This window comes from Kribbella soli (assembly GCF_004331345.1).
In the GTDB taxonomy this organism is placed as follows: domain Bacteria; phylum Actinomycetota; class Actinomycetes; order Propionibacteriales; family Kribbellaceae; genus Kribbella; species Kribbella soli.
Window position 1 is genome coordinate 1343535 of record NZ_SJJZ01000001.1, and the last position, 24459, is coordinate 1367993.

Consider the following 24459-nt stretch of genomic DNA (forward strand, 5'->3'; position numbering starts at 1 on the left):
GTCAGTCCCACTCCAGTCCGCCGCGGCGCCACACGTAGGCGTACGCGACGAAGACGGTGACGATGAAGATGACCATCTCGATCAGCCCGAACAGCGCCATCTGGTCGAAGGCCACCGCCCACGGGTAGAGGAAGATGATCTCGATGTCGAAAACGATGAACAGCATCGCGGTGATGTAGTACTTCACCGGGAAGCGCCCACCACCGACCGGCTGCGGAGTGGGCTCGATGCCGCACTCGTAGGAGTCCAGCCGGGCCCGGTTGTAGCGCTTCGGGCCGACCAGTGCGCTAACGGTGATGCTGCCTGCGACGAAGAGCGCCGCGAGCACACCGAGAGCGAGAATCGGTGTATAGGGGTGCATCGCTGCGTGCTCCCTCCTTCAGCCGGTGGTCTGTACTTGCCTATGGATTCAATACTGTGGATATCAGTACCGCTGTGGCTGCGCTCACTCGCCCCGCCGGTCAGGCGGCGGGGGCGAGCTTGGTGAGGCCGTTGATGATCTTGTCCATCACGTCCCCGTCCCGCGGGTCGGTGAGGTTGGCGAGCAACTTCAGGGTGAACTTCATCAAGGTGGTGCGCGGCAGACCGTACTTCGTGCAGAGCCGCATCACCTCCGGATTTCCGATCAGCTTCACGAAGATCCGGCCGAGCGTGTAGTAGCCGCCGTACTCCTGCTTCAGCGCCTTCGGGTACGCCGACAGTGCGCGTTCCCGCTGGTTCGGCTGCCGGTGCAGCGCCTGGGCGGCGACCTCGGCGGCGAACGCCCCGGACTCCATCGCGTACGGGATGCCCTCGCCGTTGAACGGGTTGACCATGCCGCCGGCGTCGCCGAGCAGCATCAGGCCGCGGGTGTAGTGCGGCTGCCGGTTGAAGCCCATCGGCAGCGCGGCGCCCCGGATCGGGATGGTCTGGAACTCGTCCCGGAACTGCCACTCCTCGGGTGTGACCTTGAGCCACTGCTTCAGCAGGTCGGCGTAGTCGACCTTGCCGAACGCGTCCGAGGTGTTCAGGATGCCGAGGCCGACGTTGACCGTGCCGTCGCCCATCCCGAAGATCCAGCCGTAGCCGGGAAGCAGCACGCGGCCACCGGGCTGCTTCGGGTCGTCGGCCCACAGCTCCAGCCAGGACTCGAGGTAGTCGTCGTCGGTCCGCGGGCTGGTGAAGTACGTCCGTACGGCGACACCCATCGGGCGGTCGTCGCGCTTGTGCAGGCCCATCGCGATGCTCAGCCGGGACGAGTTGCCGTCGGCCGCCATCACCAGTGGCGCCCGGTACTCGACGTCGCCGCCGGCCCGGCGGCCGTTGTCGTCGACCGGCTTCGCGGTGACGCCGACGATGTCGCCCTTGGCGTCCAGGATCGGGCCGGTCACGTTGGTCCGCTCCCGCAGCCGCGCCCCGGCCTTCTCGGCCTGCCGGGCGAGCATCTCGTCGAAGTCCATCCGGTTCCGGGTCAGGCCGTAGTTCGGGTGGCTGGCCAGATCCGGCCAGTCGAGCTGCAGGACGTGCCCGGCGCCCTGGATGCGGAGTCCGTAGTTCCGGATCCAGCCGGCCTCTTCGGAGATGTCGATGCCCATGTTGATGAGCTGCTTGGTGCCGCGCGGGGTGAGCCCGTCGCCGCACACCTTTTCCCGCGGGAACGCGGTCTTCTCCAGCAGCAGGACGTCCAGCCCGGCGTTCGCCAGGTGGTACGCCGCCGCCGATCCGGCGGGTCCGGCACCGACGACGATCACATCGGCGGTCTCCGCCTGCTGCCCGCTCGGCACGCTCTCGCTCATCTCTCCGGCCTGGATGTTCTTAGGGGGCGTGTGCGCTCGTGAAGTTGTTCACGAGCCCTCTTCACTCGATAGTCTAGGACTGCCTGACATGGACACGAAACTCGCCCCAACCTCCTTGCAGGCAAGCCAATTACGCATAATTTCCGTTGCGTAATTAACTGGCCTTCACGGCCCGGTGAATGGCCACCAGGCCGCCGGTCAGGTTCCGCCACTCGACGCGGGTCCACCCGGCGCCCTCGATCGCCCGGGCCAGCGGCTCCTGGGGCAGCCAGGCGCGCGTCGACTCCGCCAGGTACTCGTACGCCTCCGGATTGGTCGACACCACCTTCGCCACCGCCGGCACCGCCCGCATCATGTACTCCAGGTACACGACCCGGAACGGCTTCCAGGTCGGGTGCGACTGCTCCAGTACGACGAGCCGTCCGCCGGGCCGGGTCACCCGCAGCATCTCCTGCAGCGCGGCGCCGACGTCGTTCACGTTCCGCAGCGCCCAGGAGATCGTCACCACGTCGAACGTGTCATCGGCGAACGGCAGCCGCAGCGCGTCGCCCGCGACCAGGTCCAGCTCGGGGTGCCGGCGCTTGCCGACCCGGAGCATGCCGACCGAGAAGTCACAGGACACCACTTCGGCGCCGGCCTCGCGCAGATTGATGCTGGACGCGCCGGTCCCGGCCGCCAGATCGAGGATCTTCATCCCCTTCCGCGGCGCGATCGCGGTCAGCGTCGCGGGCCGCCAGTACAGCTTCTCCAGCCCCATCGTCGCGACCGCGTTGGTCCGGTCGTACCCCTCGGCCACGTTGTCGAACATGGCCGCCACGGCCTGCGGGTCCTTGCTCAGATCTGCGCGCGTCACCTGTCTAGTTCATCACGCGAGGGGGAGTCGGCCGGACGGGAGGCATACGCTTGCATCTCGTGAGTGCATCTCCAGGTAGCCGTGCGGCCCTCGCGACCCGAGGCCCCGCACCGCAGTTGGTGGTTCGCAGTCAGGCGGTGGACGGGGTCTCGGCGCAACTGCTGGACCATCTGCCGGACGAGGGCGGACTCGCGTGGGTACGGCGGGGCGACGGCCATGTCGGCTGGGGCGTCGCCGCCCGGCTGGACGTTGCCGGTGGCAACCGCTTCCAGGAGGCCATGACCTGGTGGCAGGAGCTGACGTCGGCCGCGGTGGTCCGCGACGAGGTCGGCGTACCGGGCTCCGGGCTGGTCTGCTTCGGCTCCTTCGGTTTCACCGACCAGGACCCGGGTGAGCTGGTGGTCCCCGACGTGATCGTCGGCCGCCGCGGCGACACCACCTGGGTGACCACGATCTCGCCGGCCAGCTCGCTGGGCGCGCCGCCCGAGCTGGTCGTCCACGAGCCGTCGCCGGTGTACGACGTGACGTTCGCGGACGGCGCCCGGACCGGGACGGACTGGTCGAGCATCGTCGCCGACGCGGTCCGCCGGATCACCGCCGGCGAGCTCGACAAGGTGGTGCTGGCCCGCGACCTGATCGCGATCGCCGAGCAGCCGATCGATCTGCGCTGGCCGCTGCACCGGCTCGCGACGTCGTACCCGAACTGCTGGACGTTCTCCGTGGACGGCCTGATCGGCGCCACCCCGGAGCTGCTGGTACGCCGGGAGAAGGGCCTGATCACGTCCCGCGTGCTGGCCGGGACCATCCGCCGTACCGGCGACGACGAGCACGACCTGGCGCTGGCCGCGTCGCTGGCCCGGTCGTCGAAGGACCTCGAGGAACACGAGTTCGCGGTCCGCTCGGTCGCCGAGGCGCTGGAGCCGCACTGCACGTCGATGAACGTGCCGGAGACCCCGTTCGTGCTGCACCTGCCGAACGTGATGCACCTGGCCACCGACGTCGCCGGTGTCGCGAACAACGGCGCGTCCGCGCTCGGCCTCGCCGCCGCCCTGCACCCGTCCGCGGCCGTCTGCGGTACGCCGACACCGGTCGCCCGGGACCTGATCGGTGAGATCGAGGGCATGCAGCGCGGCCGGTTCAGCGGACCGGTCGGATGGCTGGACGCGTCCGGCGACGGCGAGTGGTGCATCGCGCTGCGCTGCGGCCAGGCCGACCCGGAGGAGCCGCGCCGGATGCGCCTGTTCGCCGGCGCCGGCATCGTGGCGGGTTCCGACCCGGATGCCGAACTGGCCGAGACGAACGCCAAGCTGGTGCCGATGAGAGACGCGTTGGGAGACTGAGTTGAGGCTTACCAAGTTCGCACACGCCTGTGTCCGCCTGGAGAAGGACGGGAAGGTGCTGCTGATCGACCCGGGCACGTTCTCCGAGGACGCGGCCTTCGAGAAGGCGGATGCGGTGCTGGTCACGCACGAGCACCCCGACCACGTCGACGTCGAGCGGCTGCGCGGTTTGCAGGTGCCGGTCTTCACCACCGCCGGTGTCGCGGCCGAGCTGAACGACGAGCGGGTCACGGTGGTGTCGGACGGTCAGTCGTTCGACGCGGCCGGTTTCGCGGTCCGTGCCTACGGCAAGGATCACGCGGTGATCCTGCCCGAGCTCGGCGTACCGTGCGAGAACATCGGCTACCTGGTCGACGACGCGGTCTACCACCCGGGCGACTCGTTCACCCAGCCGGACCGCGAGGTGCACACCAACCTGGTGCCGATCTCCGGCCCGTGGTTCTCGGTCGCCCCGGCCGTCGAGTACGCGCGCTCGATCAAGGCGGAGCAGACCGTCGGCATCCACAACGCCCTGCTCAGCGACATCGGCCTCGGCATGATGGAGCGCTGGATCGGCGAGGCCGGCGGCCGCCCGTACCACGGCCTCACCCCCGGTCAATCCCTCGAGATCAACTGAACTCCGCTTCGACGAAGTCGGCCACCGGGCGGTAACCCGCCTGGTGGTAGATCTTGTTGGAGGTCGGGTTCGCGAGGTCGGTGAACAGGCAGGCCTGGTTGCCATCGGCAAGGATCATCGCCGTCACGTGACTGGTCAGCGCACCGGCGTACCCGTGTCTACGCCGCTCCGGAGGTGTGTAGACCGGGCCGACCCGGCTGACGCCGAAGACCGGCTGATGGAAGCCGACCATGCTGACCGGCTCGCCGTCGACCTCCCAGATCAGCATGCTCTCGTGCGCCAGGTGCCGCTCGGCCCACTCGCGGTGGCCGATGGTCAGCTCTTCAGCGAACCCGTCCTTGCCCCAGGCTGCGACCAGGTCGACCTCGTCCCCCGCCATCGGCCGCGGCTCACCGGCGTCGGCTTCGAGCGGCGTGAGCTCGATCAGTTTGTGCAACCGGGTGCCCCGCACTTCAGTCGCCCGGCCGCCACGGTGCTCACACCACCGCTTGCCGAACCGGGTCACCACGGGTCGATCCCCCGCAACACCGGGGACCTCCGGCAGTACGTCGGCCAACGCGTCGGCGACCGGCTCCGCGAAGTCCTCGCGCAGCGCGCCGAGATACACGTAGCGCCCCGGGGTGCGCATCGCGACGCCGACCACGTCCGGGTCGTGCACCGAGACGTAGTACGACGGCTCGGTTTCACTCATCCGGCCGGTCGCCCGCTCGTGGACGACGGTCATGACCAGGTTGTTCAGCACCGGATCCTGTTGCAGAAAAGGGAACACGGCCTGCTCGAAGGCCTGTGGATCGCTGGTCACACGGACGTCCATGTCCGGGAGCGTACGCCTGCGCCACCGGACCGGTCGTCCGGATTTACACTGCGAGCATGTCCACCACGCGGTTGTTGCTCCTCGGGGTTGTGCGGATCTTCCAGCCGGCCTACGGGTACCAGCTGCGGCGTGAGCTGCTGACCTGGAACGTGGAGGCGTGGGCGAACGTCAACCCCGGCTCGATCTACACGGGGCTGCGCACGCTGGCGAAGCACGGGTACCTCCAGGAACTCGCGCAGGACGGCGCACATCGCCCCGGGCGTACGTCGTACAAGCTGACCGCGGACGGCGAGACGGAGTACTTCTCGCTGCTGCGCGGCATGCTGTGGACCGTCGACGGGTTCCATCCCGACAAGATGCAGGCCACGATCAGCTTCATGTGGTCGCTGCGCCGCGACGAGGTGATCGCCGCGCTGGAGGCCCGGATCAGCCAGCTGGAGTCCTGGCTGAAGGCCGAGCCGTACTCCGAACGCCACATCCTCGAGGACCCGGCCACCCCGAACCACGTGGTCGAGATGTTCCGGATCACCTCCGCCCGCGACGGCGGCGAGCTCCGGTGGACCCGCGAGTTCCTCGACCGCATCCGCGCCGGCGCCTACGCGTTCGCCGGCGAAACCGCCGACTGGGAGCCCTACCCCGGCATGGTCACCCACTGGGGCGAGATCCCCGACGCCCCCCCTACCCCCTAACCCCCACCCACCCCACCCCCCACCCACCCACTTCCGCGCTCGACTTTGAGAAGCCACCGATCATTTTCGCGGTCCCGAAACGGTCGGTGGCTTCTCAAAGTTGGGGTTGAGGGTTGTGGTAATCAAGATTGACTAGTCAATGTTGATTAGTCAGACTGGCCCGCATGATGATTGAGGCTCGCGGGCTGGTGCGGACGTTCAAGACGAAGCGGGGCCCTGTGCAGGCGGTACAGGGAGTAGACCTTGAGGTGGCCGACGGGGAGATCGTCGGCTTTCTGGGCCCGAACGGGGCCGGTAAGACCACGACGCTGCGGATGCTGGCGACCCTGATCCAGCCGACGGCGGGGACCGCGACGGTGGCCGGATGTGATCTCGCGAAGGACCCGGTGGGCGTCCGGCGCGGCATCGGGTACGTCCCGCAGAGCGGCTCCACCCTGCCCGAGGCGGTCGCCGGCGACGAGGTCGTCGATCACGCCCGGCTGTACGGCGTACCGAAGGCGAAGGCGGCGGCGGACGGGCAGCGCCTGTTCGAGGAGCTCGACCTCCCGGGCCTGTGGCGCCGCCAGTGCAAGACGCTGTCCGGCGGGCAGCGCCGGCGCCTCGACATCGTGATGGGCCTGATCCACGACCCGAAGCTGATCTTCCTGGACGAGCCGACCACGGGCCTCGACCCGCAGGCGCGCGCCAACCTCTGGGAGCACATCCGCGGCCTCCGCGACCGCGGCGCGACGATCTTCCTGACCACGCACTACCTGGACGAGGCGGACGCGCTCTGTGACCGGATCCTGGTCATCGACCACGGCAAGATCGTCGCCTCGGGTACGCCGGAGAACCTCAAGCAGCAGGTCTCCGGGGACGCCGTCCGGCTGAGTATCGCGGACACCTCCCAGGCGACGGCGGTGATGAAGATCGTCCGCGAACTCGAAGGGGCGGTTGACGTCGAGACCGAGGACGACGTGGTCGGTTTCCGGATCCCGCGCGGCGGTTCGGTGCTGCCCGCGCTGCTCCGTTCGATCGATGCCCAGGGCATCGAGTTGCACGGCGTCGAGGTCCACCGGCCGACGCTCGACGACGTGTTCCTGACCATGACCGGCCGTTCCCTCCGGGACGAGGACGCGACCGGGACCGACGAGAAGAAGGAGACCGCGGCGTGAATGTCCTGCGGGAGACCTGGATCGTTTTCCACCGCGCGATGCGGCTGTCGCTGCGGAACCCGATGTGGTCGATCCTGATGCTCAGCCAGCCGCTGATGTACCTGTTCCTGTTCGGCCCGCTGCTCAAGCCGATCACCGCCCAGATCAGCCAGGGCGCCACCACGAACGCCTACCAGGTCTTCATTCCCGGCCTGATCGTGCAGCTCGGCATGTTCGGCGCGATGTTCGTCGGCTTCGGCCTGATCGCGGAGTACCGGGCCGGCGTGATCGAGGCCGACCGTGTCACCCCGGCCTCCCGGATCGCGCTGATGGCAGGGCGAGTACTGCGGGACGTCGTCGTACTCGTGGTCCAGTCGATCCTCCTGCTGCTCGCAGCGCTGCCGCTCGGTCTGCGTGCACCGTGGGCCGGCGTGCTGCTCTCGCTGGTGATCGTCGCGCTCCTCGGCGCCACGTTCGCCTCGCTGTCGTACTCGGTCGCGCTCATCACGAAGAGCGAGGACGCACTGGCACCGCTGCTGAACGGCATCGCCATGCCGCTCCTGCTGCTGTCCGGCATCCTGCTGCCGATGCAGATCGGTCCGACGTGGCTGCAGCGGCTGTCCGACATCAGCCCGCTGAAGCACGTGGTCAACGGTGTCCGCGCCCTGTTCCGCGGCGACATCAGCAGCTCGTCGTCGCTCTGGGGCCTGTTCTGGGTGGTCCTGCTGACCGTCATCGGACTGGCTGTCGGCGCACGAACGTTCCGCAAGGAATCCGCTTGATGTTCATCGATGCGTTGCATGGCCGGGCTACGGTCCGGCCATGCGCTCGCCGATGGTCCGTGGGGTCGTCGGCTCTGTCGTAGTCGCGCTGGCGAGCTTGGTGACGTCTGTGGTGCCGGCGTCCTCCTGGGTCGCCGCGCTACCGATCACCGGCGACCTGCGGCAATCCTTGCCCGGCCGGATGGTCGGGTTGACGTTCATGGTCGCTGGGCTCGGGCTGATGGCCTGGGCCTGGCTGACCGTGGGCAAACGAGTCATAGCCGGCGAACGCCTCCCACTGCTCCGTATGACGGCATGCTGGAGCGCACCGCTCCTGCTGGCTCCGCCTCTGTTCAGCCGCGACGCCTGGAGCTACGCGGCCCAGGGCGCACTGGTCGCCGAGGGCTACAACCCGTACGACGTGGGTCCCGGCGTACTGTCCGGCCACATCATCGAGGCCGTCGACCCGATGTGGATGCAGACACCTGCGCCGTACGGTCCCCTGCCACTCGCGTACGGCGGTCTGGTCGCTCACCTCACCATGGACCCGTACGTGCTGATGCTGGCGCACCGCCTCCTCGCCGTACTGGGCATAGTCCTCATCGCCTGGGCCGTGCCGCGGTTGGCGAGCGCATGTCGCGTCGACCCGGCTTTCGCCACCTGGCTGGTCGTACTGAACCCCATGCTGATCACCCACGGCATCGGCGCGGCCCACAACGACGTACTGATGCTCGGGCTGGCCAGCAGTGCGTTCGCACTGGCTCTGACTGGTCGCTGGGGTACGGCGGCAGTCGTGGCCGGTGTAGCGGCCGCAGTGAAGCTCCCGGGTGGACTGGTGGTGATCGCCATCGCCGCAGTGATGAGCCCACTGGCCGGACGGGTGCTCCGGTTCGCCAGTCTGGTCATTGCGGGCGCGGTGTCGGTACTGACGCTCGTCACCATCGGTGCACTGACCGGTGTGGGCTCCGGGTGGCTCGGTGCGCTCGACGTACCCGGGCTGGTCCGTTCACCCTTCTCCATCGCCAACCTGATCGGTATGGCGGCTTCCGGCGTACTGGGCTGGCTAGGAGAGGACACTGCGGCCGCACAGGCACTGCAGATCGTCCGCCTGGTCGGCATGGTCGCCGCACTCGGTCTGATTGCGTGGCTGAGTCTCCGGTCGTCGATCCACTACGCGGCAAGGGCTGTCGGGGTCGCACTGCTCGCGGTCGTCGTACTCGGGCCGAGCGCGCACGACTGGTACTTCCTCTGGTGCCTGCCGTTCCTGGCCGTGGCACGCCCCGGACGGCGGCTGACCACGATCATCACCGCGGTCAGCCTGATCTTCACGATCGCCGCTCCGCTCAACTCGTCACTGCGCGGCGCGACGATCCCGATCCTCACGACGACCGCGCTGGTGATCGCGATGGCATTGACGCTGCTCAGCCACCTCCGGACGCTGCAGCCGGCGCGGAAGGTCCCTGTTACAGCTGCTTGAGCGCCTTACAGCCGCTTGAGCGCCGCGACCATCGCCGCGCCGAGCGGCCGGTGAGCGTCCCGGGAGATCCGCACCTCGACCACGTCCAGGCCGGCGACCGTGGGCGTCAGCGCGGCTCGCAACTCGTCGACGGTCTGCACCAGCGTGTACGCCGTACCGCTGGCCGCGCACAGTGCGCCGAGGTCGACGTTGTGCGGCGTACCGAAGATGCGCTCGAAGTGGGTCGCGTGCGTCGGATCGCCTTGCTCCAGCGTGGAGAAGATCCCGCCGCCGTTGTCGTTCACGATCACGATCCGCAGGTCGGGGCGGGCCTCGTCCGGCCCGATCACGAGCCCGTTGCAGTCGTGCAGGAAGGCGAGATCGCCGATCAGGGCGTGCGTCGGGCCGGCGTTCGCGAGGGCGGCGCCGATCGCGGTCGAGATCGTGCCGTCGATACCGGCCAGGCCGCGGTTGGCGATGGTGCGGATCGGGACGATCGGGGCGAGGTCGAGGTCGCGGATCGGGTTCGAGGAGGCGACGACGAGCATGCCGTCGGCGCCGACCGCCTCGCCGACCAGGGCTGCGACACGCGGCCCGCTGAGGCCGTCCGCGAGGACCTTGTCGATCTCGGGACGGGCCAGCTGGTCGGCGTGCTGCCAGCGCGCCAGCCAGTCGGTGGAGTCCGGCGCGGTGACCTCGAGCGCCGTCACCACGGACTTGGCGCGGCGCGCCGGGTCCGGCCACAGCCCGGTCGGTGACACCACGATCACCTCGACGTCCGGCCGCGCCAACAGCTTCGAGACCGGCCGCGACAACGTCGGGTGGCCGTAGACCACCACGCGCTCGATCTCGCCGGCCAGAGCGCTTGCCTGCAGCAACAACCGGTACGCCGGGATGACCGACGGACCGGTCCGCGCCCGGCTCGACGGCTCCGCGAACAACGGCCACTGCCCGGCCTCCGCCGCCAACCGCGCGGACTGTGACGCACCATCGCCCGCGACGACCACTGTCTTCGGTCCGGGCGACACAGCTGCCGGACGGCCCGCTGCGGCGTGAATGGAGGTCCACGGGCCGGTGCTGCGTCCGCTCAGCGGCTCAGGCCACTCTGGTCCCTCTGTCGGGATCAGCGGCTCCGAGAACGGACAGTTGAGCTGCACTGGCCCCGGGTCGGCGGTGCGGGCACCTACTGCCGTAGCCACGGCTCTGGCCACCTGCGAGCGCCAGTACGCGACCTGCCCGATCTCACGGACCGGCGTACCCATTTCGTGGAACAGGCGGACCGCAGAGCCGAACACCTTGATCTGGTCGGTCGTCTGGTTCGCACCGCTGCCTCTCAGGGCAGGTGGCCGGTCCGCGCTCAGCACGATCAGCGGGAGCCCGCTGTGCGACGCCTCGAGCACAGCCGGGTGCAGGTTCGCTACCGCAGTACCTGAGGTGGTCACCACCGGCACCGGTAGACCACTGCCCCGCATCAGGCCGATGGCCAGGAATCCCGCCGTACGCTCGTCGATCCGCACATGCAGTCGGAGCCGCCCGTCGCGGTCGGCGGCTGCGAGTGCCAGAGCCAGTGGGGCGCTGCGGGAGCCGGGCGACACCACGGCCTCGCGTACACCGCAGCGGATCAGTTCGTCGACCACCACAGTCGCAAAAGCCGTGGACGGGTTCATCCGGCACTCCTTACTCGGGACAGGCGTTCTTCCCACACCTTTGTCCGGTCCGCGTCCGCACGTGCGGCTTCCAGCAGCTGGGGATCCGGTACGACGCTTCGGACCGGCAGGAACCCGTTGGTGGGCAGCAGCGGCTCGGCGACCACCTCTTGGGTGAACATCGAGACTGTGGCCAGACCGCACGCGTATGGCAGTTCCGGAAGCGCAGCAGCGAGTGCAACGCCGGCAGCGATGCCTATTGAGGTCTCCAGTGCAGACGACACCACTACGGGCAGTCCAATCTGCTCAGCGATCTCCAGACAAGCGCGGACGCCTCCGATCGGCTGCACCTTCAGCACGGCGATGTCCGCGGCGTCGAGCTTCTTGACCCGCAGCGGGTCCTCGGCCCGGCGGATCGACTCGTCAGCCGCAACAGGTACGTCGGTACGTCGTCGTACCTCGGCCAACTCCTCCACGGTCGCGCACGGCTGCTCGACGTACTCCAGGTCGAACCGCTGCAACTGCTTCAGGTTCTGCACGGCTTGGTCCACCGACCACAGCCCGTTGGCGTCGATGCGCACCTGTCCGCCGCCGATCGCATCACGTACCGCTTCGACGCGCTCCAAGTCGTCAGCGAGCGTCTGACCCGGCTCGGCCACCTTGACCTTCGCAGTACCGCAGCCGGATGCTCTCACGATCTCTGCGGCCCTCTCGGGTCCAACAGCCGGCACAGTGCAGTTGACGGGCACGCGGTCGCGGACCGGTGCCGGCCAGCCGTCCTCGGCCGCCTCACGCGCCGCCCGCAGCCAGGACACACAGGTGGCGTCGTCGTAGTCCAGGAACGGGCTCCACTCCGCCCAGCCCGCAGGGCCTTCATACAGCATCCCCTCGCGCACTGTGATGCCACGGAACTTGTTCTTGAGGCCGATCGAGTACGTGATCACCGCACGCCCTCCAGCAACCGCTGCCGATCCACCTTGCCCGAAGCAAGCATCGGCAACGCCTGCAGCTGTACGACGTCCCGCGGGGCCCACGTCCGCGGCAAGGTCTGGCTGACCCAGTCCCTGAGCTCGTCGCGCGTCGGCTCACCTACTACGAACGCGACCACACGCGTCCCCCACTCGGCGTCCGGAACCCCAAGTACTACAGCGTCCGCGAGCTTCGGATGCTCGAGCAGCCGCGCCTGCACGGTCGTCAGCGTGACGTTCACTCCGCCGGAGATCACCACGTCGTCCACGCGACCGATCACGCGCAGCCGCCCGTCCACGAGCTCACCGCGATCCTGCGTGCGGAACCACCCGTCCTGCAGCACCTCGGCGGTGAGCTCCGGCCGCAACCGGTACCCGGAGAACAAGGTGCTCCCCTTGATGAGGATGCGTCCGTCGTCCAGGTCGATCGACGTACCGTCCAACGGCACACCGGCGTACACACACCCGCTTCCGGTCTCGGTCATCCCGTACGCCGGGATCGCGTTGACGCCGGCCTCTGCGGCTTTGACCTTCAACAGCTCGGGTGTGGACGCCCCGCCGATGATGATCGCGTCGAACGACCGGAGCGCATCCACATCCGTCTCCAGATAGCGCGCCAGCTGCGTCGGCACCATCGCGGTGTACCGGCGTACACCGGTCAATTGACGCGCCGCCGCCGTGAAGCTGTCGTCGAGCAGCACAGGCGTCGTACCTGCGACCAGCGAGCGCGTGAGGATCTGCAGGCCGCCCACGAAGTACGGCTTCATCGGGAGCAGCCACTGCCCGGGCCCGCCGAGCCGATCGTGCGTGGCGGTCGCCGACGCGATCAGCGCCTCCCGCGACAGCAGCACGCCCTTCGGCTCGCCAGAGGATCCGGACGTGGTCAGCACCACCGCACAGCCGTCCTCGACCGGCTCGTCCGGCTTGGCTGCATCGTGAACTCGTGCAGCCGCGGCCGGGTCGCTCGGCACCGGCGCAAACGGCGTACCGCTGCCGTCCAGCACCCCGGCGAGCGCCGCCAACACCCCGTCCGGCGTCCCCGGAACCAGTCGCAACCTAGACATGACACACCGAGCGTACGGCCCGCCTCCGGACGCCCCGCTCCCGGCTGACACAATCGATGGTCATGGCCACCCCTGCCCAGTGGATCGAAGGCGCCCGCCCCCGAACCCTGCCTGCCGCGATCTCCCCCGTTCTCGTCGGAACCGGCGCGGCCGCGTACCTGGACGGCTTCGTCTGGTGGAAGGCACTGCTCGCTCTCGGCGTCGCGCTGGCCCTGCAGATCGGCGTCAACTACGCCAACGACTACAGCGACGGAATCCGCGGCACCGACGAGAACCGCGTCGGCCCGCTCCGCCTGGTCGGCTCCAAGGTCGCCACCCCGCGGGCAGTCAAGACGGCCGCCTTCACCTGCCTCGGCATCGGCGCGGCGCTGGGCATCGTGCTGTGTGCAACGACCACGTGGTGGCTCCTCGTCGCCGGGGCCGCGTCGTTGCTCGGCGCCTGGTTCTACACCGGCGGCAAGAAGCCGTACGGCTACCGGGCGCTCGGCGAAGTCAGCGTGTTCCTCTTCTTCGGCCTGGTCGCCGTCCTCGGTACGACGTACGCCCAAGCAGAAACGCTGCACTGGACGGCCGTCGCCGGCGCTGTCTCGGTCGGTGCGATCGCGTGCGCTCTCCTGGTCGCCAACAACCTCCGCGACATCCCGACCGACACGGTCACCGGCAAGCGCACTCTCGCCGTCGTCCTCGGCGCAGCGCTCTCCCGCCGCTTCTACGCCGCGCTGATCGGCCTGGCCTTCGTCCTCGCGGCGGTCTCGGTCATCGCCACCCCGTGGACCCTCCTGGCCTTCATCGCACTCCCGCTGGCCGTGAAGTCGACCCGGATCATCCTCAGCGACGCAGTCGGCCCCGCGCTCATTCCCGTCCTCAAGTTCACCGGCCTCACCGAACTCCTCTACGCCATTGGCCTTGGCGTAGGACTAGCGCTCGGCGGCTGAGCCGTACTCCGGTAGTTCGAGGGCGGTATGGGCTTCGTGGCCTTGAGCGGTGGCCGGCGTTGCTGATCGGAGTGCGGCGTTGCGTGCGTCGATGAGCTCCTGGGTTTCCGGCGCCAGCGTGCTGCGGCCGTCTCCGACCAGGGCCTGGTTCTGTTCGACGAAGCCGCGGATCCGCTGCTCGTAGGCGGTGAAGGCCGTCGCGTGCTCGGCGTACGTCGCCAGCTCACCGGCGAGCACGTACGCGCCGACCAGCGCGACGCTCGACCCCTGACCGGACAGGAACGACGTCGCGTACGCCGCGTCGCCGACCAGCGCGACCCGCCCACGGCACCACGTCGGCATGTGGATCTGGCTGACGACGTCGAAGAACAGGTCGTCCGCCTCGCCCATCGCCTGCACCAGTCGCGGCACGTGCCAGCTCTGCTCGGGGAACTTGGCGGCGACCAGTTCGCGCTGAGCCTGCGGGTTGCGGAAAGCGTCGTACGGCGGTTCCTCCAGGCGGAAGGTGAGGAAACCGTGCACGGCCTGGTCCGGCTCCTGGGCGTAGAAGACGGCGGCGCGGCCCGGCACGTTCCAGACGACACCTTCGTGCGAGAGCCCGAAGTCGTTGGGGAGGGTGAAGCCGGCGAACGCGTAGCCGATGTACCGGTGGAACTGCTCCTCCGGACCGAAGACGAGCCGGCGGGTGTTGGAGTGCAGGCCATCGGCTCCGACAACCAGGTCGAAGGACCGCGCAGCGCCGCTCGCGAAGACGACGTCGACCCGCTCACCGCGATCGTCCAGCGTCGCAACCGAGTCGTCGAAGCGGAACTCGACGCGGTCCTTGATCGGGGCGTAGAGCGCGTCGGCCAGGTCACCGCGCCGTACCTCGAGATCCAGGCCCTCGGCGCCGCCGACCAGCGACTCGGGCTGCATCGCGGCGATCGGCGTCCCGTCGGGGTCGACGAACGCGATCCTCCGGGTCCCGACGTGCGCCTGCTGCAGAGGCGGCAGCAGGCCCATCCGGTCGACGACGTCCCGGGCGGTGCCGCGGATGTCGATCGGGTACCCGCCACCGCGGATCGCACTCGACTTCTCGACCACGGTCACCTCGAAGCCGTAGCGATCGAGCCAGTAGGCCAGGACTGGGCCGGCGATGCTGGCACCGGAAATCAGCACAGACGTCATGATGGAGATCCCTTCCAGAAGTATGTACCTTAAGTAGCTAGCTGCTTCAGCATAAACATACCTAAGGTAGGTAATCAAGTGACCGCTGACTCTCCTGATGAGCTGGCATTGCTGCCGCGGCTGGCTCAGTTGAGTACGGCGATCAACCGCGGCCGGCTCACCCAGCAGGCAACCGAGGCGACCGGGCTCGCACTGGACCGGCCGGCGATGACGATCCTGCTGACCCTGTCGATGGCGGACAGCGCACTCCGCGTCGGCGAGATCGCCGACCGCATGCAGGTCGTCGGCCCGCACGTCACGCGGCAGGTACAGGCCCTCGAACAGCGCGGCCTGGTCCGCCGCGTCACCGACCCGAACGACCGCCGAGCCAGCCTGATAGAGGCCACCGAAACCGGCACCGAAGCCGCCAACCGCTACACCGCGACAATCGTCGACTGGTTCCGCGGAGTAATCGCCGACTGGCCGGAGAACGACCGCACCGAACTAGGCCGCCTCCTCGGCAAGCTGGCCGACGACATAACCACCCGCCTCAACCAGCCCTGAGCCCCCGCCCCACGCACCGGCGCGCCGAACACCCAGGAAAGCGTGGGGTTGAACAGGAAATAACCTGTCCAACCCCACCACCACGCCGGCTACCGCACCAGAACATTCGCCCAGCAGCACGCTGCGCGCCCCGGCGAAGCCGGCAATAGGTCAGCCGCGGCGAAGGCGTGTCCTTCTGCTGTGGTCCCGTCAGAACGTGCCGCGGGACTACTCGGGTTCGGTCCAGTGGCCGGTGGTGGCGAAGGCTTCGAGGGTGGCGGTGAACGGGGCGATGTCGATGCCGCTGGTGCGGAGCCAGGCGTCGTCGTAGTAGGTGTTGCCGTAGCGTTCGCCGCTGTCGCACAGGAGGGTGACGATGCTGCCGCGGGCGCCCGTACGGCGCATCTCGGCGGCCAGGCGTAGTGAGCCCCAGAGGTTGGTGCCGGTGGAACCGCCGACGAGGCGGCCGGTGACGCGGGAGCAGAAACGCATCGCGGCGATCGAGGCGGCGTCGGGCACCGAGATCATCCGGTCGACGACGCCGAGCACGAAGGACGGTTCGACGCGCGGGCGGCCGATGCCTTCGATGCGGGACGGGCGGCCGGTGGAGAACTCGTGGTCACCGGCTTCGAAGGCCGGGTAGAACGCGGAGTTCTCCGGGTCGACCACGGCGACCGACGTGTCGTACCGCTGGTAGCGGACGTACCGCCCGATGGTGGCCGACGTACCGCCGGTCCCCGCGCCGACCACGACCCAGGTCGGGATCGGATGCTGCTCCAGCGAGAGCTGGCCGAAGATCGACTCGGCGATGTTGTTGTTGCCACGCCAGTCGGTCGCGCGTTCGGCGTACGTGAACTGGTCCATGTAGTGGCCGCCGGTCTCGTCGGCCAGGCGCTTGGCCTCGCCGTAGATCTGGCCGGAGCGTTCGACGAAGTGGCAGCGGCCACCGTAGAACTCGATCAGCTCGACCTTCTCGGGGCTGGTCGAGCGCGGCATCACCGCGACGAACGGGAGGCCGAGCAGCCGGGCGAAGTACGCCTCGCTGACCGCGGTGGAGCCACTGGACGCCTCGATGACCGTGGTGCCTTCGTGGATCCAGCCGTTGCACAGGGCGTACAGGAACAGGGACCGGGCGAGCCGGTGCTTGAGCGAGCCGGTGGGGTGCACGGACTCGTCCTTGAGGTACAGGTCCACACCGGAACCCTCCGGCATCGGGAACACGTGCAGATGCGTGTCCGCGCTCCGGTTCGCGTCGGCGTCCACGATCCGGATCGCCTCGGACACCCAGGCACGCGCCTTCTCGTCCCGGCGATCGACCTCACGGCACACCCCGTCAACCTCACTCATGCGGGCCAGGCTAGGACGTATAGGGCGATTTGAGTATTCCTACGCTCTGCAACCACCTGCTCCGGCGGCGAGGATCGGTCGCATGATCGAATTCCCTGACTGGTTCGTCGCGCTGATGATCGCGGCTCTGGCAGTGGGCCGCGCCGTCCCGGCGAGCGGCCCGCTGGCAGTCGTCGGCTACCTGCGCGCCGACCGATGATCCCGCTCGGCGCCATCCACTTCACGCCCGCCGAGGTCGCACTCATCCTCGCGATCCTCACGTTCGGGTCGATCGCCCTGGCGCTGCCGGCGACCCTCACGCTCGCCTGGGTCGGCTACCGCCGCGGCACGACACGCAAAGCCGCGAACGCCCTCTGGTACTGGTTCGGCGGTACGGCGCTCTCCGTCGCAACGACCGCACTGGCCGCCGGCCACCTCGGCTGGCTCGCCGTGCCGATCGGATGGATTCCCACGTTGTTGCTGGCTGTAGCGCTCAACCCGCGTCCGACCCCGAACGCGAGCTAGGTTGGGGACCCATGACGACCGGGCAGGGGGAACGATGACCGAGAACAGTGATCGGCCGACGCGGCAGCGGGTGACGTTGACCGATATCAGCTCGCGAGCGTGGGAACACCCCGCGGACCGCGGTGCGCTGGTCGCGCTGCGGCAGCTGAAGGGGTTCGACTACGTCCTGCGGAAGATGTCGGGCCTGATCAACGAGCGCGCGTTCCGGCTGCAGTACCTCGGCTCGGCGATCCGGGTCGACGAGCGGCAGTTCCCGACCGTGCACCGGCTCTACACCGAGGCGGCCTCCACGCTCGACGTCCGTCAGCTCCCCGAGCTGTTCGTCACCAACAGCCCGATCTGGAACGCGGTCACGATCGGCATGGACAAGCCGTTCATCGTGGTGAACAGCGCCCTGCTGCAGGGCCTGGACGAGGAGGAACTGCGGTTCGTCCTCGGTCACGAGCTCGGCCACGCGCAGAGCGGTCACGCGCTGTACCAGTCGCTCCTGCTCTGGCTGATGCGCCTCACCGGCGCCATCGGCTGGATGCCGATCGGCGCGCTCGGGTTGCGCGCGATCATCGCCGCACTGCACGAGTGGTCCCGCAAGGCGGAGCTGTCCGGTGACCGGGCCGGTCTGCTCGCGGTCCAGGACCCGGCGGTCGCGCTGCGCGTCCAGATGAAGCTCGCCAGCGGCGGTCAGCTGAACGAACTCGACACCACTGCGTTCCTTGCGCAAGGCACGGAGTACGAGAGCTCCGGCGACCTGCGCGACAGCGTGCTGAAGCTGCTGCTGCTCGAGGCGCAGTCGCACCCGCTGGCCGTGATCCGCGCGCACGAGCTGCGCCGATGGGTCGACGAGGGCGAGTACACGACGATCGTCTCCGGTGACTACCCGAAGCGTCAGGACGACGGCGACGCGTCGATCTCGCAGGAGGCGAAGAACGCCGCCAAGTCGTACACGGATGCGTTCAACCGCTCGCAGGACCCGCTGGCCAAGTTCCTCCGCGACCTCGGCGACGGCCTCGGCGGCGTCCGCGACTGGGTCTCCTCGAGGTTCCCGCCCCGAAACTGAGTGGTGTCCCGTCCGGGCCGACTGCGATCCTGTGCGCGTGATCGACGTACAAGCAATCGGCCCGGACGACTGGAAAGCCTGGAGCGAGCTCCGGCTCGCTGCACTGGAGGAAGCGCCGTTCGCCTTCGGGTCGCAGCTCGCGGACTGGATAGACGCTCCTGAGGAACGCTGGCGGGAACGGCTCTCCGTACCCGGCGCCTATCAGGTGATCGCCTCGATCGACGGTACGCCGGCCGGTATGGCCGGTGGCTTCCCCGGCGAGGAACCGCAGACGGCCGAGCTCGTCTCGATGTGGGTCGCACCCGCCGGCCGCGGCAAGGGTGTCGGCAACGCGCTGATGACGGCGATCGAGGACTGGGCCCGCGGCATCGGCGCCGGCACCTTGGCGCTGTCAGTTGTCCCCGGCAACGACCCGGCGCACAACCTGTACCTGCGCCACGGGTACGTCGACACCGACGAGCCCGGCGACCTGATGCCGGACGGCGTACGTCGCGAGATCGTGATGCGCAAACCCCTGTAGACACAACGAAAGGCCCGCTTCCCCCCTCCCGGGAAGCGGGCCTTTCGAGTACCGGTGTGATCAGCCCATGTGGACGGGCTGACCGTCGTTGGCCAGGTCCTTGTGCTTGATCGACAGGCCGACCAGCGTGATCAGGGCTGCGCCCAGCGCCAGGAACGCCGACCAGATGAACGCCCGCGTGAAGCCGTGCGTCGTGGCGAGCGCGGTGAACTGCCCCTGGAGCTGCTTGATCTGCTCCGGCGACTGCCCGGACTCGGCCGCCTTCTGCAGGCCCGGGGCCAGCTCGGCGAACTTGTCCTTGATCGCGCTGGTGGAGATCGTGCCGAGCAGCGCCAGGCCGACCGCACCACCGATCTGCTGCACCGTGTTCAGTACGGCGGAACCGACGCCGGAGTCCTCGTTCGCGACCCCACTGACCGCGGTCAGCGTGAGCGGGACGAAGATCAGGCCCATACCGAACGACAGCACCAGGATGTACGGCAGCAGGTGGGTCAGGTACGTCGAGTCGACCTCGAGCCGGCTGAACCCGAACATACCGGCCGCCACGAACACCCCACCGGCACCCGAGATCCACCGCGGGTCGACCCGGGCGACGAGCGCCGACGCGACCTGTGCCGCGACCACGATGCCGAAGCTGAACGGCAGGAACGACAGGCCGGTCTTGATCGCGCTGTAGCCCATGATGCTCTGCACGAAGATGCCCAGGAAGTAGAACATCGAGAACATCGCCGCACCGACGATGAGCATCACGAAGAAGCTCACGCCGCGGGTCCGGTTCGCAAGGATCCGGAATGGCATCAGCGCGTGCCGCGAGCGGGCCTCGATCGCGAGGAACGTCCCGATCAGCGCCAGACCGCCCAGGATGAAGATCAGCGTCCAGGTGTCGCCCCAGCCGTCGGTGGCGGCGTGCGTCAGACCGTAGACGAGCGAGGTCAGACCGACAGTGCCGGTGATCGCACCCGGGAGGTCGAACTTGCCGGTCTGCCGGGCCGACTCGCCCAGGAACCGGAACGCCAGCACCGCCACGATCAGGCCGATCGGCGTGTTGATGAAGAAGGTCCAGCGCCAGGACGCCTCGGTCAGCGCGCCGCCGAGGATCAGGCCGACGGCCGCACCGGCGCCGGACATCGCGGCGTACACGGCCATCGCGCGGTTGCGCTCCTTGCCGGCCGGGAATGTCGTGGTGATCAGTGCCAGCGCATTCGGCGACGCGGCCGCGGCCGCGATGCCCTGCAGGATCCGGCTGGCCAGCAGCACGCTCTCGCTCTGGGCGATACCGCCGACGAACGACGCCAGGCCGAACAGCACGACGCCGATGATGAACACCTTGCGGCGGCCGACGATGTCCCCGATCCGCCCGCCGAGCAGCAGCAGGCCGCCGAACGCCAGGGCGTAGGCGTTGACCACCCACGGCAGCGAGGCGTCGGTGAACCCGAGCGCGTCCTTGATGTGCGGCAGCGCGATGTTCACGATGGTGCCGTCCAGCACCACCATCAGCTGCGCCATGCAGATCAGCGCGAGCGCGATGCCGAGGTTGCGGTGGCCGTGCGCGTTGGCCCCGCTCGCAGCATCGACCGGCCGTCCCTCCGGCGGATCGGCGTTGATGACTTCTTCGGACATGGAATATTTCCCCTCTTGGGCAGACTTGCCTGGTTGAATCGCGGACCGGCCCCTCACCGGTCAGCTCACCTGCGACCCCCGCGCCGCAGGCAGAATCACGTTGTCGATCACTCGGAGAATCAGATCGTCGGTCGGCTCGATGCCGAGGACATAGGCGTGGTGGACGATGACCGCGGGCAGCGTCGTCGAGAGCAGATCGACGTCGACGTCGGCGCCGATCTCACCGCGCTCGACGGCCCGTTCGAACACCTTGCGGGTCAGCTCCAGCCGCGGCGCCAGAAACCGCTCACGAAACGCCTTCTGCAGGTCGGCGTCGCGGTGCAGCGCGGTGATCAGGCCGGCGATCACCGACATCGGCATTTCGTCGGTGAAGCCGCCGTCACCGCAGGACATCGAGATCAGGTCGCCGCGGAGGCTGCCGGTGTCGACGTCCTCCGGCATCGGGCAGCCCTTGGCCCGGCTGATCGCGTCCACGACCAGCTCGGCCTTGGTGGACCAGCGCCGGTACAGCGTGGCCTTGCTGGCCTTCGCCGCCGTCGCCACCGCGTCCATGGTCAGCCGGTCGTAGCCGAGCTCGGCCACCACCGCCACGGTCGCGTCGAGGATCTCCTCCTCACGCCCGCCTTCGACCCGCGGCCGCTGCCGCACGCCTGCTGCATCCACCGTCATCACCCTGAGTAGCTACAAGAACACCGATAGAACGAAACGGTTCCGTTTCATCGACCACGTTACGACTCATGTGAAGGAATGCACAAACGATTTTGCCCGGAATTCATCCGTGGCATAGATCACTCTCCGTACCAGTCGACCACTGGTACGGCGTGTTCAGGCGGGACTCGCCCTTAGTCGTCGTCCTCGGCGGAGCGGGCCTGCTCGAGGCGGGTGGAGATCTTCGTGGCGCGGGTCTCGATCTTGCCGGCCAGGCGGTCGCGGGCGGCGCGCAGGACGAAGATCGACAGGATCGACGAGACGATCAGGGCCAGTAACGCGATCGGCCAGATCGACAGCCAGGTGCGCAGTGCGAACCACAGCACCGCCAGGCAGACGGCGAACAGAGCCGCCCGCAGGCCGGTGTAGATCCCGAACTCCTTCATGTCAGACCCCGGCGTAGGAGTGCAGGCCGGAGACCAACAGGTTCACCCCGACGAAGTTGAAGATGAAGACGAACCAGCCGACGATCGCGATCGTCGCGGCCCGGCGGCCACGCCAGCCCGCGGTCGCGCGGGCGTGCAGGTAGGCGGCGTACACCACCCAGGTCACCAGCGACCAGACCTCCTTGGGGTCCCAGCCCCAGTACCGGCCCCAGGCGTGCTCGGCCCAGATCGGCCCGGCCACCAGCACACCGAACGTCCACAGCGGGAACGCGAATGCCAGCACCTTGTACGCCGTACCGTCCATCGCCTCCGCGCTCGGAAGGCGGCGCAGCGACGCGGACATCGTGCCGCCGGCCAGCACGCGGCGCTCGGCGCGGGCCTTGACCAGGTACAGCACCGAGACCAGGCCGCCGACGGTGAACGCACCACCGGAGATCGCGGCCGCGGACACGTGGATCACCAGCCAGTACGAGTGCAGCGCCGGAACCAGCGGACCGGCCGGCGTGTACAGCGCCAGCGCCGCCAGACCGAGGACGGCGGCGATCACGAACGTCACGCCGAGCCCGAGGTACTGCAGCTTGTAGCGCTGCACGAAGATCAGGTACACGATCGCGACCGCGAGCGACGCCGTGATGGAGAACTCGTACATGTTCCCCCACGGCACGCGCCCCGCCGCGAGCCCACGCGTCACCACACCGCCCAGGTGCAGCACGAAGCCCAACCAGGTCAGCAACAGCCCGATCCGGCTGGCCGCATCGAGCCGCTCGCTCGACGCCGGCTCCTCAACCGCAGGAGCATCAGGTACGTCGCCAACGCCGCCGGAGACCGCTGCGCCGTCGGACGCGACCAGCACCTCGTCCTTCAGCGCGGCGGTCTTGGCAACCGCCGCGCGACCGAGGGCCCACTCCATCGCGTGGGAAACCATCGCGAGGGCGTAGATCACCGTGGCAGTCGGGATCAGCAGGTTGGAGACTTGTGCGTAGGTCTCCGGGCTCATGACTGCTCCTCGGTGCTCGAGCTGGCGGGTTTCAAACTCTTGGTGATGGCCTGGATCTCGTCGCCGAGCCCGCGCTCGGGGCCGCGGTCCAGACCGGCGACCTCGACAACGGTACGCCCGTCCTCTTCGCGGACCCGCACCCAGGTACGGCGCGGATGCACGAACAACGAACCCATCAAGCCGAGGATCGCCAGCGAGATGCCGGCCAGCGCGAGCCCGGTCCCCGGAGTGTGGCTGATCTGCAGCTTCACCCACCGGCTGTATCCGTCGAACGTGATCGACCCGGCCTTGTCCGGCAGCTGGGCGCTCTGCCCCTGCGCGAGCTGGAACCGCCACTTGTCGCCGTCCTTCTGGAACTGCGTCAGCTTCGACTTGTCCAGCTGGTACACCGACTCCGGCTTCCCGGTCTCCGGCTGCGGCCGGCCGTAGTACCCGGTCATCACCAGCTCCGGGTTCAGGTCGTCGGGGAACACCGACACAGGCCCGTTCGGACCGATGTACGCGGTCGGTAGAAAGAAGCCTTCGAACCCCAGCGTCATCGGCCGCGCGTCCGGCGCCTTGATCACGCCGAACGACGAGAAGTTGCTGTCCTGCGGCAGGAACGGCGCCGGTCCGGAGAACGCCACGTTCCCCTGCCCGTCGCGAACCGTCACCCGCGGCGCATATCCGTGGCCAAGCAGGTAGACGCTGCTCCCGTCCAGCTTCAGCGGATGGTTGACCTCGAGCTGGTACGACTTCTCCGGCGCGTCCGGCGTCTGCTGGTAATCCAGCTGCGCCTTGAACTCCCGCGCCGCGCCCTTCTGCGGACCGTCCTCCTGGAACTTCACCTCGAAGTCCTTCACCGTCAGCGAGAACGGCGGCAGGTCGTCGTCACCGCTGAACGCGCGTCCCGGCGTGAAGTCGTCGTACTGCGCGACGGAGTTGGAGAACCCGTTGCCCACGACAACCAGCACGCTGCCGCGGTAGCCGAACAGCGAACCCCAGGCGACTCCGACCAGCGCCAGGATCAGCGAGAAGTGAAAGAGCAGGTTGCCGGCCTCGCGCAGGTATCCACGCTCCGCGCCGACCGCGCCGTCGTACACCTGCACCCGGAAGCGGCGCTTGCGGAGCTCGCGGGTCGCGACCTCGAGAACGTCGCCCGCTTCGGAGATCTCGAAGCGCTGGTACCCGGGCAGCCGGTTCAGGTTCCGCGGCGGCTTCGGCGGCCGGGCCCGCAGACCCTTCACATAGACAGAGAGCCGGGGTACGACGCAGCCGATCAGCGAGATGAACAGCAACAGGTAGATCGCCGAGAACCACGCGGACTTGTAGACGTCGAACAGCCCGAGCTTGTCGTACAGCGGGCCGAGCTTCGGGTGCGCGGTGAGGAAGTCCGACACCTTGATCGGGTCGATCGGTGTCTGCGGGACGAGCGATCCCGGCACCGCGCCGAGCGCCAGCAGGAACAGCAGCACCAGCGCGGTCTTCATCGACGTCAGCTGCCGCCAGGTCCAGCGCAGCCAGCCGACCAGGCCGAGCGCCGGCGGTCCGGACGGTTCGTCCGGGCCCGACGCCGCGGCGATCCGGTCCTTGATCTCAGTCATC

At 68.6% G+C, this 24459-nt stretch carries 25 protein-coding genes; 11 read left to right on the forward strand and 14 right to left on the reverse strand.

Annotation, left to right across the window (positions count from 1 at the left end):
- Position 1: 1 nt before the first annotated feature.
- The 3 genes from E0H45_RS06745 to E0H45_RS06755 form a co-directional block, all read right to left on the reverse strand.
- Positions 2-361 (reverse strand): NADH-quinone oxidoreductase subunit A, encoded by a 360-nt coding sequence (locus E0H45_RS06745; RefSeq protein ID WP_131335373.1) that lies wholly within the window; start codon positions 359-361, stop codon positions 2-4.
- Between the two features lie 100 nt (positions 362-461).
- Complete coding sequence (locus E0H45_RS06750) at positions 462-1775, reverse strand: geranylgeranyl reductase family protein (protein ID WP_131335374.1); 1314 nt, start codon at positions 1773-1775, stop codon at positions 462-464.
- A gap of 154 nt (positions 1776-1929) precedes the next feature.
- Positions 1930-2628: a demethylmenaquinone methyltransferase gene (locus E0H45_RS06755; protein ID WP_131335375.1), complete on the reverse strand. Its 699-nt coding sequence runs from the start codon at positions 2626-2628 to the stop codon at positions 1930-1932.
- A gap of 59 nt (positions 2629-2687) precedes the next feature.
- Here E0H45_RS06755 and E0H45_RS06760 point away from each other — a divergent pair, with 59 nt between their 5' ends.
- Complete coding sequence (locus tag E0H45_RS06760; protein WP_131335376.1) at positions 2688-3968, forward strand: isochorismate synthase; 1281 nt, start codon at positions 2688-2690, stop codon at positions 3966-3968.
- Position 3969: 1 nt separating this feature from the next.
- On the forward strand, positions 3970-4584 hold the full coding sequence (locus E0H45_RS06765; protein ID WP_131335377.1) for an MBL fold metallo-hydrolase: 615 nt from the start codon (positions 3970-3972) through the stop codon (positions 4582-4584).
- Here E0H45_RS06765 and E0H45_RS06770 read toward each other — a convergent pair.
- Positions 4577-5398, reverse strand: a complete 822-nt coding sequence (locus tag E0H45_RS06770; RefSeq protein WP_131335378.1) for a GNAT family N-acetyltransferase — start codon at positions 5396-5398, stop codon at positions 4577-4579. The genes E0H45_RS06765 and E0H45_RS06770 overlap by 8 nt on opposite strands.
- 56 nt (positions 5399-5454) lie before the next feature.
- Between E0H45_RS06770 and E0H45_RS06775 the strand changes: the two genes are divergently transcribed.
- The 4 genes from E0H45_RS06775 (at position 5455) to mptB (ending at position 9458) form a co-directional block, all read left to right on the forward strand.
- Complete coding sequence (locus E0H45_RS06775) at positions 5455-6087, forward strand: PadR family transcriptional regulator (RefSeq protein WP_131335379.1); 633 nt, start codon at positions 5455-5457, stop codon at positions 6085-6087.
- A gap of 164 nt (positions 6088-6251) precedes the next feature.
- A complete protein-coding gene (locus E0H45_RS06780; protein ID WP_202872212.1) occupies positions 6252-7241 on the forward strand; it encodes an ATP-binding cassette domain-containing protein in 990 nt (329 codons plus the stop codon).
- The gene (locus E0H45_RS06785; protein WP_131335380.1) at positions 7238-8002 is read left to right on the forward strand and encodes an ABC transporter permease; all 765 of its coding nucleotides are present in this window, start codon (positions 7238-7240) and stop codon (positions 8000-8002) included. The genes E0H45_RS06780 and E0H45_RS06785 overlap by 4 nt, the downstream gene beginning before the upstream one ends.
- A gap of 40 nt (positions 8003-8042) precedes the next feature.
- Positions 8043-9458 carry a polyprenol phosphomannose-dependent alpha 1,6 mannosyltransferase MptB gene (mptB, locus tag E0H45_RS06790; RefSeq protein ID WP_131335381.1) on the forward strand — a complete coding sequence of 472 codons (1416 nt, stop codon included), beginning with the start codon at positions 8043-8045 and terminating at the stop codon, positions 9456-9458.
- Positions 9459-9463: 5 nt separating this feature from the next.
- Here mptB and menD read toward each other — a convergent pair whose 3' ends face one another.
- From menD to menE, 3 genes are read right to left on the reverse strand one after another with little or no spacing between them, the layout of a single operon-like run.
- Complete coding sequence (gene menD, locus E0H45_RS06795) at positions 9464-11104, reverse strand: 2-succinyl-5-enolpyruvyl-6-hydroxy-3-cyclohexene-1-carboxylic-acid synthase (RefSeq protein ID WP_131335382.1); 1641 nt, start codon at positions 11102-11104, stop codon at positions 9464-9466.
- On the reverse strand, positions 11101-12027 hold the full coding sequence (locus E0H45_RS06800) for an o-succinylbenzoate synthase (protein ID WP_131335383.1): 927 nt from the start codon (positions 12025-12027) through the stop codon (positions 11101-11103). Before E0H45_RS06800 ends, menD begins: the two co-directional genes overlap by 4 nt.
- Positions 12024-13115: an o-succinylbenzoate--CoA ligase gene (gene menE / locus E0H45_RS06805; RefSeq protein WP_131335384.1), complete on the reverse strand. Its 1092-nt coding sequence runs from the start codon at positions 13113-13115 to the stop codon at positions 12024-12026. Before menE ends, E0H45_RS06800 begins: the two co-directional genes overlap by 4 nt.
- 62 nt (positions 13116-13177) lie before the next feature.
- Between menE and E0H45_RS06810 the strand changes: the two genes are divergently transcribed.
- On the forward strand, positions 13178-14050 hold the full coding sequence (locus tag E0H45_RS06810; RefSeq protein WP_131335385.1) for a 1,4-dihydroxy-2-naphthoate polyprenyltransferase: 873 nt from the start codon (positions 13178-13180) through the stop codon (positions 14048-14050).
- Here the strand turns inward: E0H45_RS06810 and E0H45_RS06815 are convergent.
- Positions 14033-15217, reverse strand: coding sequence for an FAD-dependent monooxygenase (locus E0H45_RS06815; protein ID WP_131335386.1), 1185 nt, complete (start codon positions 15215-15217; stop codon positions 14033-14035). The genes E0H45_RS06810 and E0H45_RS06815 overlap by 18 nt on opposite strands.
- 78 nt (positions 15218-15295) lie before the next feature.
- On the opposite strand from E0H45_RS06815, the gene E0H45_RS06820 reads away from it, so the two are divergent.
- The gene (locus E0H45_RS06820) at positions 15296-15760 is read left to right on the forward strand and encodes a MarR family winged helix-turn-helix transcriptional regulator (protein ID WP_202872213.1); all 465 of its coding nucleotides are present in this window, start codon (positions 15296-15298) and stop codon (positions 15758-15760) included.
- A 207-nt stretch (positions 15761-15967) separates the two neighbouring features.
- Here E0H45_RS06820 and cds1 read toward each other — a convergent pair whose 3' ends face one another.
- On the reverse strand, positions 15968-17086 hold the full coding sequence (cds1, locus tag E0H45_RS06825) for an L-cysteine desulfhydrase Cds1 (RefSeq protein WP_131335387.1): 1119 nt from the start codon (positions 17084-17086) through the stop codon (positions 15968-15970).
- Positions 17087-17281: 195 nt separating this feature from the next.
- Here cds1 and E0H45_RS06830 point away from each other — a divergent pair, with 195 nt between their 5' ends.
- The 3 genes from E0H45_RS06830 to E0H45_RS06840 are packed head-to-tail and all read left to right on the forward strand — an operon-like array spanning position 17282 to position 19164.
- Entirely contained in the window at positions 17282-17590 is a 309-nt protein-coding gene (locus tag E0H45_RS06830; RefSeq protein WP_131335388.1) for a hypothetical protein, read from the forward strand.
- Positions 17591-17624: 34 nt separating this feature from the next.
- Positions 17625-18644, forward strand: a complete 1020-nt coding sequence (locus tag E0H45_RS06835) for a M48 family metallopeptidase (protein WP_131335389.1) — start codon at positions 17625-17627, stop codon at positions 18642-18644.
- Positions 18645-18681: 37 nt separating this feature from the next.
- Positions 18682-19164 (forward strand): GNAT family N-acetyltransferase, encoded by a 483-nt coding sequence (locus E0H45_RS06840; protein ID WP_131335390.1) that lies wholly within the window; start codon positions 18682-18684, stop codon positions 19162-19164.
- Positions 19165-19224: 60 nt separating this feature from the next.
- On the opposite strand, the gene E0H45_RS06845 is transcribed toward E0H45_RS06840, so the two are convergent.
- The 5 genes from E0H45_RS06845 to resB all read right to left on the reverse strand — a co-directional run bounded on the left by E0H45_RS06845 (position 19225) and on the right by resB (position 24458).
- The gene (locus E0H45_RS06845; RefSeq protein WP_131335391.1) at positions 19225-20784 is read right to left on the reverse strand and encodes an MFS transporter; all 1560 of its coding nucleotides are present in this window, start codon (positions 20782-20784) and stop codon (positions 19225-19227) included.
- Positions 20785-20844: 60 nt separating this feature from the next.
- A complete protein-coding gene (locus tag E0H45_RS06850) occupies positions 20845-21447 on the reverse strand; it encodes a TetR-like C-terminal domain-containing protein (RefSeq protein ID WP_238154835.1) in 603 nt (200 codons plus the stop codon).
- A gap of 179 nt (positions 21448-21626) precedes the next feature.
- The gene (locus E0H45_RS06855; RefSeq protein WP_131286723.1) at positions 21627-21878 is read right to left on the reverse strand and encodes a DUF4229 domain-containing protein; all 252 of its coding nucleotides are present in this window, start codon (positions 21876-21878) and stop codon (positions 21627-21629) included.
- A 1-nt stretch (position 21879) separates the two neighbouring features.
- Entirely contained in the window at positions 21880-22875 is a 996-nt protein-coding gene (gene ccsB, locus E0H45_RS06860) for a c-type cytochrome biogenesis protein CcsB (RefSeq protein ID WP_131335393.1), read from the reverse strand.
- The gene (gene resB, locus E0H45_RS06865; RefSeq protein WP_131335394.1) at positions 22872-24458 is read right to left on the reverse strand and encodes a cytochrome c biogenesis protein ResB; all 1587 of its coding nucleotides are present in this window, start codon (positions 24456-24458) and stop codon (positions 22872-22874) included. Before resB ends, ccsB begins: the two co-directional genes overlap by 4 nt.
- Between the last annotated feature and the right edge of the window lies 1 nt (position 24459).

Bases quoted from the DNA above. Each gene is read 5' to 3' on its own strand.
- E0H45_RS06745 (WP_131335373.1), bottom strand. From the start codon at position 361: ATGCACCCCTATACACCGATTCTCGCTCTCGGTGTGCTCGCGGCGCTC.
- mptB (WP_131335381.1), top strand. From the start codon at position 8,043: ATGCGCTCGCCGATGGTCCGTGGGGTCGTCGGCTCTGTCGTAGTCGCG.
- E0H45_RS06750 (WP_131335374.1), bottom strand. From the start codon at position 1,775: ATGAGCGAGAGCGTGCCGAGCGGGCAGCAGGCGGAGACCGCCGATGTG.
- E0H45_RS06845 (WP_131335391.1), bottom strand. From the start codon at position 20,784: ATGTCCGAAGAAGTCATCAACGCCGATCCGCCGGAGGGACGGCCGGTC.
- menE (WP_131335384.1), bottom strand. From the start codon at position 13,115: ATGTCTAGGTTGCGACTGGTTCCGGGGACGCCGGACGGGGTGTTGGCG.
- resB (WP_131335394.1), bottom strand. From the start codon at position 24,458: ATGACTGAGATCAAGGACCGGATCGCCGCGGCGTCGGGCCCGGACGAA.
- E0H45_RS06855 (WP_131286723.1), bottom strand. From the start codon at position 21,878: ATGAAGGAGTTCGGGATCTACACCGGCCTGCGGGCGGCTCTGTTCGCC.
- E0H45_RS06780 (WP_202872212.1), top strand. From the start codon at position 6,252: ATGATGATTGAGGCTCGCGGGCTGGTGCGGACGTTCAAGACGAAGCGG.
- E0H45_RS06835 (WP_131335389.1), top strand. From the start codon at position 17,625: ATGACCGAGAACAGTGATCGGCCGACGCGGCAGCGGGTGACGTTGACC.
- E0H45_RS06775 (WP_131335379.1), top strand. From the start codon at position 5,455: ATGTCCACCACGCGGTTGTTGCTCCTCGGGGTTGTGCGGATCTTCCAG.
- E0H45_RS06810 (WP_131335385.1), top strand. From the start codon at position 13,178: ATGGCCACCCCTGCCCAGTGGATCGAAGGCGCCCGCCCCCGAACCCTG.
- menD (WP_131335382.1), bottom strand. From the start codon at position 11,104: ATGAACCCGTCCACGGCTTTTGCGACTGTGGTGGTCGACGAACTGATC.
- E0H45_RS06830 (WP_131335388.1), top strand. From the start codon at position 17,282: ATGATCCCGCTCGGCGCCATCCACTTCACGCCCGCCGAGGTCGCACTC.
- ccsB (WP_131335393.1), bottom strand. From the start codon at position 22,875: ATGAGCCCGGAGACCTACGCACAAGTCTCCAACCTGCTGATCCCGACT.
- E0H45_RS06815 (WP_131335386.1), bottom strand. From the start codon at position 15,217: ATGACGTCTGTGCTGATTTCCGGTGCCAGCATCGCCGGCCCAGTCCTG.
- cds1 (WP_131335387.1), bottom strand. From the start codon at position 17,086: ATGAGTGAGGTTGACGGGGTGTGCCGTGAGGTCGATCGCCGGGACGAG.
- E0H45_RS06770 (WP_131335378.1), bottom strand. From the start codon at position 5,398: ATGGACGTCCGTGTGACCAGCGATCCACAGGCCTTCGAGCAGGCCGTG.